This is a genomic window from Chitinophagaceae bacterium, from assembly GCA_016717285.1.
Lineage (GTDB): Bacteria > Bacteroidota > Bacteroidia > Chitinophagales > UBA10324 > JACCZZ01.
Genome location: JADKFU010000005.1, coordinates 1180910 through 1194497 on the forward strand (window position 1 = coordinate 1180910; position 13588 = coordinate 1194497).

At 40.6% G+C, this 13588-nt stretch carries 11 protein-coding genes; 3 read left to right on the forward strand and 8 right to left on the reverse strand.

What is annotated here, in order from left to right:
* Nucleotides 1-54 precede the first annotated feature (54 nt).
* The 7 genes from IPO83_14775 to IPO83_14805 all read right to left on the reverse strand — a co-directional run bounded on the left by IPO83_14775 (nt 55) and on the right by IPO83_14805 (nt 7829).
* On the reverse strand, nt 55-1113 hold the full coding sequence (locus IPO83_14775; protein ID MBK9732515.1) for an efflux RND transporter periplasmic adaptor subunit: 1059 nt from the start codon (nt 1111-1113) through the stop codon (nt 55-57).
* 21 nt (nt 1114-1134) lie between these two features.
* Complete coding sequence (locus IPO83_14780) at nt 1135-2484, reverse strand: TolC family protein (protein ID MBK9732516.1); 1350 nt, start codon at nt 2482-2484, stop codon at nt 1135-1137.
* A gap of 86 nt (nt 2485-2570) precedes the next feature.
* On the reverse strand, nt 2571-3179 hold the full coding sequence (locus IPO83_14785) for a TetR/AcrR family transcriptional regulator (protein ID MBK9732517.1): 609 nt from the start codon (nt 3177-3179) through the stop codon (nt 2571-2573).
* A 215-nt stretch (nt 3180-3394) separates the two neighbouring features.
* Nucleotides 3395-4345 carry a 2-dehydropantoate 2-reductase gene (locus IPO83_14790; protein ID MBK9732518.1) on the reverse strand — a complete coding sequence of 317 codons (951 nt, stop codon included), beginning with the start codon at nt 4343-4345 and terminating at the stop codon, nt 3395-3397.
* 11 nt (nt 4346-4356) lie between these two features.
* Nucleotides 4357-5658 carry an amidohydrolase gene (locus IPO83_14795; protein ID MBK9732519.1) on the reverse strand — a complete coding sequence of 434 codons (1302 nt, stop codon included), beginning with the start codon at nt 5656-5658 and terminating at the stop codon, nt 4357-4359.
* A gap of 276 nt (nt 5659-5934) precedes the next feature.
* Nucleotides 5935-6369: a hypothetical protein gene (locus IPO83_14800; protein MBK9732520.1), complete on the reverse strand. Its 435-nt coding sequence runs from the start codon at nt 6367-6369 to the stop codon at nt 5935-5937.
* Between the two features lie 101 nt (nt 6370-6470).
* Nucleotides 6471-7829 (reverse strand): dihydroorotase, encoded by a 1359-nt coding sequence (locus tag IPO83_14805; protein ID MBK9732521.1) that lies wholly within the window; start codon nt 7827-7829, stop codon nt 6471-6473.
* A 451-nt stretch (nt 7830-8280) separates the two neighbouring features.
* On the opposite strand from IPO83_14805, the gene IPO83_14810 reads away from it, so the two are divergent.
* Entirely contained in the window at nt 8281-8928 is a 648-nt protein-coding gene (locus IPO83_14810) for a toxin-antitoxin system YwqK family antitoxin (GenBank protein ID MBK9732522.1), read from the forward strand.
* A gap of 149 nt (nt 8929-9077) precedes the next feature.
* On the opposite strand, the gene IPO83_14815 is transcribed toward IPO83_14810, so the two are convergent.
* Complete coding sequence (locus IPO83_14815) at nt 9078-9899, reverse strand: SDR family oxidoreductase (protein MBK9732523.1); 822 nt, start codon at nt 9897-9899, stop codon at nt 9078-9080.
* 224 nt (nt 9900-10123) lie between these two features.
* Between IPO83_14815 and IPO83_14820 the strand changes: the two genes are divergently transcribed.
* Nucleotides 10124-12217, forward strand: coding sequence for a hypothetical protein (locus IPO83_14820; GenBank protein ID MBK9732524.1), 2094 nt, complete (start codon nt 10124-10126; stop codon nt 12215-12217).
* Nucleotides 12218-12221: 4 nt separating this feature from the next.
* Nucleotides 12222-13571 carry a hypothetical protein gene (locus tag IPO83_14825; protein MBK9732525.1) on the forward strand — a complete coding sequence of 450 codons (1350 nt, stop codon included), beginning with the start codon at nt 12222-12224 and terminating at the stop codon, nt 13569-13571.
* Nucleotides 13572-13588: the final 17 nt, after the last annotated feature.

Below are 13588 nucleotides of genomic sequence, written 5' to 3' on the forward strand. Positions count from 1 at the left end.
ATGACTTATGAGCGGATGTAGGAAAGGAGCGTAAAGCAGGCAATCGCTTGTTAACTATTTTACAGCAATCACAACAGTTGAGTTTGCACTGAGGTAAGCCGAACCACCGGTAATCACTTCAGTGGTTGTTGAATCGATCGCTGATAGTGCTACCTGGTTTTTTAGGTAGAATGCCACTGTAACCGGAATCTTCGTGACTGTTTTTTTATCCTGATTGAGTTTATAGACAAAGCCCTTTTTACCTGAGCATTCTACCAAAGCTTCAATAGGAATTATTGACAATTGCATAGTTTGTGAAGGGGTGAGCTTAATTTTTGCAATCAGTCCATTGGCGAATTTTCTGCTTCCCGGATTAACCTTCATTTCAATTTGAAAAGTGCCGGAGTATGGATCTGCCGCATCCGCAATTTCACTCACTGCTCCATTAAAAATTTCTCCCGGATAAGCATCCATACTGACAGTGGCCTGATCACCTGATTTAATGCGCGCCCATTCATAATCAGCCACACCAATACGAATTACCCAATCAGTATCTGCCGTAGAGTTGATGATGAACACAGGATTTCCCGGAGCTGCCAGTTCACCTTCGTTCGCCAGTTTTTTAATAACCGTCCCGTTTTCGGTGGCATAAATGGAGGAATGCTGTTGATTGAATTTTGCAGTAGTAAGATTTTGATTCGCCACTTCAAGCCCGGTACTTATATTTTGTAATTGTTCAAGCGTTGCCGCATGCTCTTTGTAGAGATTATTCAACCGGTCATAATCACGTTGCATTTTCTCTGCGTTTTGCTGCGCTTGCGCAACCAAAGCATTTACTTCGGTGAGGTCCAGTGTGGCCAGCAACTGTCCTGAATGTACATTTTGACCTTCATCTACCAGCATGCGCGATATGATACCCCCTGTTTTAAAGGAAAGGCGTGCCTCTTTTTTTGAGGTAATGATGCCGCTTGAATTGATTGGTACCGTAACTGCTTGGTTGATTACAGTTGCTGTTTTTACTGTAATTGTATTTGATTCTTTATTGCTATCGTCGGTGCCTTTTGAAGCGCAGCCGGAGATGGTTGCGGTAACTGCAGTGATAAAAATCAGCGTGGAAACGAATGAAACTTTCATGGAATGGATTAATGTAGTTTGTTAGAGTTTGTAAATAGCTGCTGCTCTTTCGACATCTGCTTGTTTGATGAGCACATCCGCATTGGATAGGGAGAGTGACAATTGTGCACCTGTAAGTTGATTGAGCGCATCAGTAAGTTCAATAAGCAATGCGAGATTTTGTCCATAGCGGAGTTGGGTGATTCTGTAATAGTCCCTGGCATATTCAAGTGCTTTCTGCGAGGCCTGTTGTTTTGCAATGGCTGATTGCAGCTCCAACCGTGCTCTTGTCAGCTCCAGTTTGAGTTGCTTTTCTGTTTCATCAAGCTGCAGATTCAGACTCCTGACATCAGTTTCTGTTTGACGTACTTTGTTTGTATTCGTGAATCCGCTGAACAGGTTCCATTTCAATTGCAAGCCACCAAAGTAATATTGTTGTGATTTGTCAAACGTATAATAGTAGCCCTGGTAGCCGACATCAAAGAAGGTACTTAGTTGTGGAATGGCATGAGAACGGTGTAGTTTTAATAAAATATTATTTTGTTCAATTCCGCTTTTCAATTGCAGGATTTCCTCCCTGTTTTCGACAGATGCCGCATAATTAATTTGCGCGATCGTAATTTCATTCAGCATAAGACTGTCTTCTTCAATAGCCATGTTGAATGGTTTGTTTTGAAGGAAGTTAAAATAAGCGGCAGCGAGTTCTCTGTTGTTAAGTGCTTCGCTATACAGGGCATTGAATTTTTCCAGGTCGGCATTAATTTTCAACACGTTGCCGGGAAGTGCTACATTGTTTTTTACCAATGCTTCTGTTACTGCTTTATTATCGCCTAAAAGTTTGGAGGTGTTCGCGTAAATTTTTGCTGCCTGTATGCTTTGCAGGTATTTGTAGTAAGCGTTTTTGATTTCCTTCACCAACTCACGCTTGTATACATTCACGGCCGCTTGCTGGAAATTGATATCTTCTTTTTTTATTTGCTGATTGTAGAATACTTCTGCGTTAATCAGCGGCATGGCAGCTTCGAGCCTTGTGGTATGATAATCATTGGGCAAAAACTCCTCTGTTGCATTTTCCACTTGCGGAAAGGAGTTGGAATTGGTCAGTTGGTTCAGGGTGGTATAAACAGGATTCAGCAGGTCACCTACAGGAATATCGAGCGACCTTCCTCCGCCGGCGTAGGTATAATCTGCCAAAAAATTGAGGGAAGGAAGAAACAATCCCCTCGCTTCTTTCAGAGCATACATCGATTTCTGCAATGAAAATTCCTTCTGTTGCAGGGCGAGGTTGTTCTTAAGTCCTTCATTTACATAATTCTCGAGAATAGCACTTTGTGCGCTGAGGAAGGTAGGGAATAACAGGAGTATCAAAAACCAATGTAAGGAACGATTCATGAATGGCATTTTTTGCAGATGGACGATCGAAAGTTAATTATAGTGTGCATTTGGTGAACAGTGTTCATATTTATTCGCAAAAAAAATCAGGATTTCATCATGCTCATCATCTCCGCCAGTTCCTCTTCCATCAGGTTATTAATTTTGATCTTTTGCATGCTTTTGAACCGGTCGCGGATGTGAAGCGCGGCCAAACCATGTGCAAAGGACCAGATGGCAATAGAAGCCATGGCCGCATTTTTTGACTTTATTTTTTTTTGTTTGATACACTCAGTAACTACCTCTTCGAGGAAGTGAAAACTTTGCATGCCGCAGTCCCAGCTTTCTTCATTTTCAATATGCAGCATTGGAGCACGCATGATGAACATGAGGTCGTAGTATTCCGGATTTTTCTCCGCGAATTTTAAATACTCTTTACCCACGCCAATCAGCTTGGCAAAAGGATCTTTTATTTTATCCAGTTTCCTGAATTGCTTCAGCAAAAGTTCAAATCCTTTTTCCTGGATAGCGTAAAACAATTCGTTCTTGTCTTTAAAGTAGAGGTAAATAGTGGCAGGACTGTATTCTATCTTTTCACCAATATTGCGAAGGGAGGTTTTATCGAATCCATCCTCAATAAACATTTTGGTGGCGGCTTCGAGGATGAGTGCTTTGCGTTCCTGTTTTTCCCGCTCTTTGCGTTCGGTGATGCCCATTGCTGAATGATGATTTTATAAGTAACGGTGCAAATATACTGAACACTGTTTATAATTTGCAAGTCTTTGAAAAATTAATTTTTCCACACGGATGGTTGCCGGAAATCAAGGAGTTATTTCTTCCTGGTCCGGCAGGCAATCCCGTTACTGAGGCCCCGCATTTTATAGGAGCCGCACTTCGAAATTCAAAAATCGTTAATCAATGTTCGATATTTTTAAAAAATCACCCTGGCCTTCAGCAATGCAAGTGTTTGATCATGGCAGGGAGTTTCAATGCCAAGTTGTTGACCAAGACTAACGACATAACCAGTCAGTGATTCCACTTCAGTTTTCTTTCCCTGCGAATAATCAAAGTGCATTGAACTATAAGTGTCGAAGGGTAGTTTTTTTATTTTTTCAAGCGTATCTGCGGCTATTGTTTCCGGCAATCGAATTCCTTTAAACATTCCAATGTCTGCAATTTCCTTAATCAATAACCACAACATGCGGCTATGTTCTTTGTTTTCCAACACTGCGCCAATTGGCAAATTAAAAGCCGTGGTCATGGTCGCGATAGGAGAGAGGAAAATAAATTTGGACCATATCACCGGTGTAATTTCCTTCGTTCCTTTGGCATTGATTCCTGCATTGGTAAAAATGGATTGCAATTGGAAAATAGTTTCTTCACTTGCCTGTTCATCTCCAAAGTACAGTTGATTCCAAATGCCTGTTTCTTTAACAACACCCGGTTCTACCAGTCTCGTAACAATGTAAGTGCAACCCTGCCAGCAATTTGTGTTTGGAATAAATTGTTGAATGCGCTCTTTACTATTCACTCCGTTCAGGAGTGGAAGAATGATGGTGTGCTGATCAATGCAAGGCAAAATTGTTTTGATGCTTTCTTCAAGCGCATATGCTTTTGTGGTGCATATCAAAAGATCAACTACACCAATTTCACTGGCATCATGAGTTATAATTTTTGGATGAATGATTTGGTGATCTGCGGGAGTGATCAGTTCTAACCCCTTTGTTCGGATGACTTTTTCATTTTCACCACGTGCAATAAAAATTACTTCGATCGCGGAACCGGAAGTGTAAGACGCCGCCAATTTTCCACCATAATAGCCACCTACGCCTCCTATTCCCAGAATAGCTATTCTCTTTATTGCAGTTCCTTTGTTTTCCATTGATGCATTAACTATTTTTTCAGACTTGCATAGTCGAATACCAAATGGCAAAATGCTTTTACGCCTACATCCAGTTTGCTGTCATCAATATAAAAATCAGGTGTATGATGTGGTGCAGCGGTTGCAGGATCCTGACCAACGGGCATTCCGCCAAGGAAAAAGAAAAAAGCAGGCGCCTTTGTTCCGTAATAACTAAAATCTTCCGCACCTGTCATCCAGTTCATGATGTGAACGTTTTCTTTGCCTGCTGCTTTCTCTAAACTTGGCAACATCATTCCCGTTAATGTTGCATTGTTGTTTACGATCAATGTTTTTTTGATAATGGTAACTTCTGCAGTTGCTCCGGCGGCTTCTGCAATTTTTGTGGCTGTTCGCCTGATCTTTTCATGCACATCTATTTGCATGGCACTGTCGAGTGTTCTGATGGTTCCTTCCATTATTACTTCTTCTGAAATTATATTATTTCGAACGCCACCATTAATTTTTCCAATAGTAATAACAACAGGTGCCATAGTGAGATCTTCCTGCCTGCTCACAATCGTCTGCAGCCCTTCAATAATTTGTGCGGAAACCATTATCGGATCAATGCCACCCCAGGGTTGTGAACCGTGAGAACCTTTACCTTTTACTTTGATGATGAGTATGTCTGCAGCGGCCATCTCCGCGCCACTTTTATATTTGATATCACCGATTTCTGTTTGTGAATTGATATGCAATCCAAAAATGGCATCCACTTTAGGATTTTCCATTACGCCTTCTTTCACCATCAGCATTGCGCCTCCTTCTTCATTACCCGGAGCACCTTCTTCAGCGGGTTGAAAAATAAACTTAACGCTGCCTGGAACATCCTTTTTCATTGATGAAAGCACTTGCGCAGTTCCGAGTAATATTGCAATGTGAGAATCGTGACCACATGCATGCATGACAGGAACGGCATTACCCATGTATTCGCCCTTTACCTTAGAAGCAAAGGCCAGACTGTTACGTTCTTCTACAGGCAGTGCATCCATATCAGCGCGTAAAGCAACAACAGGACCAGGCTTTCCACCTTTCAGTAATGCCACCACGCCGGTTTTTGCAATGCCTGTTTGTACTTCAAGTCCCAATGATGTCAGATAGGCCGCTATATATTTTGAAGTTTCGTATTCGCGATTGGAGAGTTCAGGATGCTCGTGCAGATAGCGACGCCATTCAATTACTTTGGGTAGTATTTCTGTTGCCCGCTGATCTATTATTGCATCCGTTTTTTGTCCAAATGCTAATGATGCAATGAAAATAAAGCAGGATAGTAGCGTAAGTTGTTGTAATCGCATATTGAATTAATTTTTATTGAAAGTATTAAAAAAATCGGGAGAGCTGTGAAATCCGGAAATGCCTGACAAATCCTTCGTGACTGCAGCTTTATTGTTCAAAGATTTTGATAACAAAGAAAAGTACGGCAACAATTATAAGAAGGAAGCCACATTTAGTCAGTAAAGATTTTCTCTTTTCAAAAGTGGCGTCTTTTGTCTTAATTAACTTATCAGGAAATGCAATGAATATAAGTCCCGCAACTAATGGGATAGCAATGTCAATATAACCCATAGCACTTATTTCTTGTCGCTTGAGTTCATCAAAATACTGCATAAATAAGAACCGTTTTTATCGTGATACACAAATGATAAGTTCGTATTGTTGTCGCGATAAAGTTTATACCTGGAGTCAGTCTTTAATGCACTGAGTGTTGAAGATCTTACAGCATTTTGCAAGGCCGATGTGTCATAATTTAACTTGTCAGCATTAGTTATGGTGTAGTTGAATTGAAAAACATTGTTGGCCAGAGCAGCCGAATTATCAAAACGTGTTATGCTGTCCACCATAATCGGACATTTCTTATTTATTTCATTAGCGGCTTGAATCATCAGCTCGTTTTCAACGGAAGTTTTTTTGGTTGTCATCTTGAGCACAAAAAAGAAGAGTATTAAGGATGCGCACACAAGGATTGTTATTCGTGTTCTCTTCTTTTTCTTTATGTTTTCGTCCATTTATTATTTTGAGTTATGAAAGACAGGTCTGTCAAAAGTAGCGGCTACAACGAAATGATGGCCTCAGATATTGATCATTGACAGTTGATGCAAAAAGGACATTACCGTTCAAATTCCAATCTCATTCCATTTACGCTTTCATCAAACACGCCATCGGCATACACCAATCGTCCGTTTACAAAAGTATGCGTGATGCGTCCCTGAAAATTTGTGCCTTCCAAAGGTGACCATCCGCATTTGTACAAAATATTTTCTTTTGCTACCGTGAAGTTTTTTTTCATGTCTGATAGAAAAAAGTCTGCGGCATATCCTTCGCGGATAAACCCACGGTTTTTTACACCAAAAAGTATTGCCGGAGCATGACTCATTTTCTCCGCAATTTTCTCCAATGAAATTTTTCCTTCCCGGAAAAATTCGAGCATGATGCTGAATGAATGCTGAATTAACGGGAGGCCGGATGGTGATTTGAAGTAATTGATTTTCCCTTCCGGCGTCAGGGAATATTTCTCTTCCCACAAATGCGGAGCATGATCAGTTGCAATCACATCAAGCCGGTCATCAAGCAGCGCTTTCAGCAGTTGAACTTTATGACGCTCATCTTTGATTGCAGGATTGCATTTAATTTGAGGGCCAAGTCTTTCATAATCTTTGCTATCGTAAAGGAGGTGGTGCACGCAAACTTCTGCTGTGATTTTTTTATCCCTGAGCGATACTTTATTATCAAACAATGCTAATTCTTCTGCTGTGGAAATATGAAGAATGTGCAGACGGGCATTGTGTTTTTGTGCCAGCACAACGGCTTGCCTGGAGGAAGCAAAGCATTGTTCCTCATTCCGGATAACCGGATGCAATGAAATGGGAATAGCATCACCGTATTTTGCACGCAGATTATTTTCATTCAGTTTGATGAGCGGATCAGTTTCGCAGTGCGTTGCAATTAATACAGGAGCATGGATGAAAATGTTTTCGAGTGCCTTTGCATTGTCCACCACCAATTTCCCGGTAGAAGAGCCCATAAAAATTTTTACGCCACAGATTTTTGATGGATCAGTTTTTTTGATTTCTTCAAGATTGGTGTTGGAAGTACCGAGATAGAACGAATAGTTGGCGAGAGATGTAACCTGTGCAGTCCGGTATTTCTGTTCCAGTAATTCATGCGTGTCCGCAGGCGGAATTGTGTTCGGCATTTCCATGAAGGAAGTAACGCCACCTGCGATTCCTGCTTTCGATTCAGAGTAGATCGTTGCTTTGTGTGTTAAACCTGGTTCACGAAAATGAACCTGGTCGTCGATGATGCCGGGAAAAAGATAATTACCTGCGGCGTCAATTTCGGTTTCAGCACCTGTGCCTGATATCTGGGCATCAATTTTTTCAATGCGCCCGTTCTTTACCAATAGATCGCCCGCGAAAATTTTTCCTTCATTTACTATCCGGGCGTTTTTAAGGAGAATTTTTTTCATGCTGTTACGAAGATACTATTCAGCAGATAACAGACAAATGCTAAGGAGATCAATTTATGTTGGCGGGTTGTTCAATCAAAAGTAGCTCGCAATGCTCGCAAAGAAAATGGAGGATGCTGCTTTGCTTATTTGAATGAAGTGACTATCAGATGAAAAAAGTATTGAACGCAATGGACGAACAGTTAAATACGCTATCTCCTTTGCGACTTTGCGAGCGACTCTTTTTAAAGATTTTGGTGACGAATTCAATCCTATAGAAAAAAAACCTGGCAAACTTTCTTTGTATTTTGGTATTGGTTAAGATAGATGGAGCATTTCTTTTTATAGGTTGTCATACACCCGGTGGATTACCTTTGCGAAAAAAACCAAATGGGGAAATGTCGTACACCCCATCCACTTAACCCATTTCGTTTCTAATCGCATCTTTTATATTTGCAGGAAACTACATGATATGCTTAGATTGATTTGTTTGCTGCTTATTGCAACTGTAATAATATCCTGCACAAGGGAGAATCAAAAAATAACGACTTATTATGACCTTGAAAATAAAAGCATACGGGAAGTTTATTTTGTGAGGGCAGACAGTCCATCTATTCGTGAAGGTGAATATTTGCTTTATGGAAAGGAAGGAAATCTGGTGGAAAGACGCAACTATATCCACAACCAGGTTCAGGATACACTGTTTAAATATTATGCTTCGGGAAAGATTAGTGAAAAAGCATTGTTTGCTAACGGAATCGGAAATGGCGAGCGGAAGGTCTTTTATGAAAGTGGTCCGGTAATGATTATCGAGCATTACGACAAGGGTGAATTTGAAGGCTCCTATCAAACTTTTTTTGAAAATGGAAATACGAAGGAAAGCGGTCAGTATCACAAAAATGTGATGACCGGAAAGTGGGAATACTATTATGATTCCGGCGAATTAAAGGAAGAAGTAATGTTTGAAAACAATGCAGAGAATGGTGCCTTTATAGCTTATTATAAATCCGGAAAAGTGAAGGAGACCGGAACCTATACAAATGCATTGAAGACCGGTGTTTGGAAATCATTTGATGAGGAAGGAAAGCAGGTCGGCGAAGTGAATCATGATAATGACTGAAGTAAAAATAAACTTATGTGTTTTTACACTGCCGCCGTGTATTCTAAGAGGACGGGGGAATTCAATGCAACTAATTTCCTGGAAACTATTTTTAATCTCTGATGAACAAAAAAATTTCCACCCTTTTTAAATAGGGGACTGTTGTTGTATCAATTGAAAGGTGAGTCCTTTTCTTTTGATACAACATTATACACCATCTTATCCATAAACGCCGGAAAAAACTTATTCAGCAGTACCGTAAATTTTCCCTGAAGGGTAAGTATGACAACACGCTTCCGGTGAATAATTCCGTTTACAATGTGATCTGCAACTTCTTCGGCACTCATCAGACTATTTTCATCTAACGGTGAGTCACCTTGCTGTCTACCTTGTTTATTGAGCGCTGTGTTCCTGATGTTTGAAGCTGTATAACCGGGACAAACCACCATTACATGAACACCGGTTTTAAGATTCTCAACACGCAGCGCATCCAAAAATCCCTGCATGGCAAATTTAGAAGCCGAATATCCGGTACGACCGGGCAATCCTTTATAACCGGCAATAGATGACACACCTCCAATGCTGCCTTTATTTTTTATGATCTCGCCAATGGCATACCTGGTGCAATAGACAGTTCCCCAAAAGTTAATGTCCATCAATTGACGGATCACTTTTAGATCCACGTCTGCGAAAACAGCGCGCATGGAGATTCCTGCGTTGTTGATGAGGATGTGAATGGTTCCAAATTCACGGATGGTTGTTTCTATCAGTTTTCTGCAATCATCTTCAATGCTAACATCTGTTCTGCAGGTCGAAGCTTTTTGACCTTGTTCCCTGATTTGCCATTCTATCTCCGACAACTTTTCCGCATTGCGTGCAGCAAGCATCACCTGCGCACCGGCTGCAGCAAATGCAAATGCACATGCCTTTCCGATGCCGGATGATGCACCGGTGATAACCACCACTTTATCTTTCAAAGAGTTTTTACTCATAGGTTTTTATAGTGCTCAAATATGAGGAAGTAAAGCTAAAAATTATTGCCATGTGGCGATGGGTTGAAGCGTTTAGATGGTTTAGATCATTTATATTGTTTATGAAGAATCCTTCCTTATTTATATTGTATGCACTTTGAAATGATTGTTGCCACATGATTTTGAGTAATTGTGATCAAAAAAGTAACTTCACCCACTTCGAACGGTTTTCCCATCTGCTGAGAATGTTTCACAGGATTTTCTTAAGATTTTTATGGTTGTTGCCTCTGGTGGTAATTGTATTGAATTCCTGCAAAAAGGGAAGTGAATCAAGTCCTTCATGGAATGCGAATATCCTTGCGCCATTGCTGAATACTTCTTTGTCGTTAGATGATTTACTCGCTGATTCATTGTTGCTGCAAAACAGCGATCATTCTGTTTCTCTTGTTTTCAGCAATGCTCTTTATAAGTTTTCATTTGCCGATCAGGCACTGGAAATTCCTGATACAACTATTAAAGCCGGATTCTCTTTGTCAAATCTGAGTCTTGCAAATCAGAGCATCATTTATCCATTGTCGCTGGGACAGATGTGTCAGCAACTCGGATTGCTTGGTCAGTTTATTATTGCTGCCAACGGCGGAGTTTTTCCAATTCCGCCTATTCAGGATATCGTGACCGGCGATAATGATATTGATGCCACACAGTTTTTTGAATCGGCTGACCTGGAGGCAGGGTTTATTGACATGACGCTGGAAAATGGTTTGACTATAGAAATCTCCAACATTGTTTTCCAGGTAAAAAACAAGTTTGATCAACAGGTGCTCACTCAGGATACCTTTTTGAATTTGTTACCCGGACAAACACAAACCAAGATGATTGATTTGAGTGGGAAGCATGTGGAAGGAACATTGGTCGCAGCTATCATCGATCTTGACAGTCCGGGCGGCGTTGCATTGATTGACACTTCTGATGCGCTGATCATCAAAATGGTCGCGCATGATCTTGTGGTGAGTGGCGCGACGGCCATTTTTCCAACACAAAACCTGATTGATGAAAACAAGGAAACGAAATACAATTTAAGTGGAGGTGCTCAATTGAATCAGTTGCGTGTGAAATCAGGTTTGCTGAACATTACCTTGCAAAGCACCATTCCCCAGCAATCACATTTTGAATTTGCTTTGCCTTCTGCAACGGATGTTTTCGGTAATTCAATTTCACTCAATGAATATTTACCGGCCGCGCCACCTGGTTCTACAAGCTCCGTGGTTAAATCATTTGATCTTTCCGGATATACATTTGACCTCACCGGTATTAATGGAGATGAACACAATACGTACTATAGTCACCTTGTGGCCAGTATTGATTCAACAGGTGATCTCGTGACGATTTCAAAAAATGACTCTGTCATCATTCTCTATACACTGCAGGATATTGTACCGGAATTTATCAGTGGTTATCTCGGACAACAAATCATTACCATCGGACCTTCGGAAAGTATTTTTGATGGATTTAAGAATATAAAAAGCGGAACGATTGGTTTGGAAAGTGCTGCGATTGATCTGTCGGTTAAAAATGGAATTGGTGTTTCCGGCAGAATTAACTTGTATGAGCTGACTGCAATTAATTCTTCCACCGGAAATGACGTTTCTCTTCAATGGGATCAGTTAAATAAACCACTCAGTATTGCTCCGGCTTTGTTGTCTCCATTCATCCCATCACTCACTTTTTTTTCTTTGAACAACTCCAACTCAACTATCAAATCGCTGGTGGAAAATCTTCCTGATAAGTTGAAGTATACCATGGATTTGTTCGTGAACCCATTTGGAAACAGTTCAGCTTATCACGATTTTGCTTATGACACCAGTGGATTGGAAGTTGCGCTGAATCTGACGATCCCGTTATCTTTTGTTGCAAATGATTTAGTGTTGCAGGATACTTTTGATTTTTCATTAGGCAGCCAGGAAGAAGGAGATCCTGCAATCAAAGAAGGCACGTTTTCGATAATTGCTTACAATGGTTTTCCATTTTCCGCTACTCCACAGTTGTATTTTTATGATGAGGATTTCAACTTGTTGGATTCTCTATTCACATCAACAGCAACCATTGCAGCCGGCCTGCTTAACAATCAGTGTATTGTTTCAGAAAAAACAAAATCAGTGCTGACGGTTCCTGCCGATGAATCAAAAATGAACCGGCTCAGAGGTGCGAAGAAAGTAGTCATTCGTTCTTCTTTTACCACAACTACTTCCGGAGCATGCAGCTCGTACCTTAAAATTTACGACGATTACCTGCTTGATATAAAATTGACTGGCAACTTTATTTTTTACACCGGATATTAAACGCATGAGCTATCGTCACTTTTTATTTTTATGGACCTTATTATTGTATGCCTTTGCTACCTATTCTCAGGATGTAATAAGCCATGACGTAGCTGATGAAATGAACATTGCCAATTCATTGAAAGGTTGGAATGATTTGTCATTGACTACTACTGCTATCAATCCGTTTACATCATTCAATGATTCGATGAATCATGAAATTTCCTTATCAGGAAATGGAGTGCTGAGCTCTAACTCGGTGAATCTGGCTTTCAGTGTTGCTGCCTTGCGCAATAAGTTTATTGATGATGAGCAAAAGCATTCCGTGTCGGATAATCTTACTTCTATCAATTCATTTGAGTACAATACAGGTGCATCCATCAGCTATCGTGTTGTGTCTCCAAAATTTTTATGGCAAACGCCTGCATTGCTATCGCTAAGCTTAAAGGTCGGTTCAGTACAACAGTCTGAATTTACCAGTGACCTTTTCAATGTTGTTTTTTTTGGAAATGCGTCATATGCGGGATTAACCGCCGATTTCAGTGGTTCACGTGATATTAAATATGATTACCGTCAGGTTCGTGTTGGTGTTCAAAAGAAATTTTTCTCGCATGCCGCAGAATGGGAGGCTGGAGTCGGATTGTCTTTTCTCTCCGCTAAAAATGGTTTTGAAATTAACCTGCGCAATGCAACTTTATTCACAGAGCAGAATGGAGAATACCTTGATGCAACTTACAACTTCGAGTACAGGCAAGCTGATACATCTAACCACGGAAGTTTGCAAACAGATGGAAGAGGAGCTTCGCTCGATCTGTTGCTCTCGTGTACATTGCCTGGTGGAAAATCACGGCTGGTTTTTTATGCAGGCGATGTGGGTTTTATTTCCTGGAACAAACAAGCGACCCTTTATACAGCAGACACCTCACTTCACTTTGAAGGTATTGAGGTCGGGGATTTTTTACAAACCTCTGATACAACTTTATTTCAATTTAATAAAGACAGCTTACTGAATCAAACTTCGACCACTGTAAAAACAAGTTCTTATGTTTCTCAGTTTCCGATGCGGCTTTCCTTCATTTATTTTCATGCGTTCAGCAACAGATGGATGACGTATGCTGGTATGACCTACCGTCCTTTTACCGACCTGCTGCCCGTTTTTTTTATACAACCGCAATATGCATTTACCTCCTGGCTTACTGGTGGTTGCTCGATAGCATATGGAGGAACCTCAAAATTCAATCTTGGTCTTATGGCAAACGTTGTTGCTGACAGGCATTGGAGTTTTCGGCTCGCTTCGGAAAATGTGCTTGGTATATTTATACCACAACAAACTACTTCAACTTCTTTATTTTTGCAGGCATTGTTCAATTTTTAAAAACTTAAACTACGTTT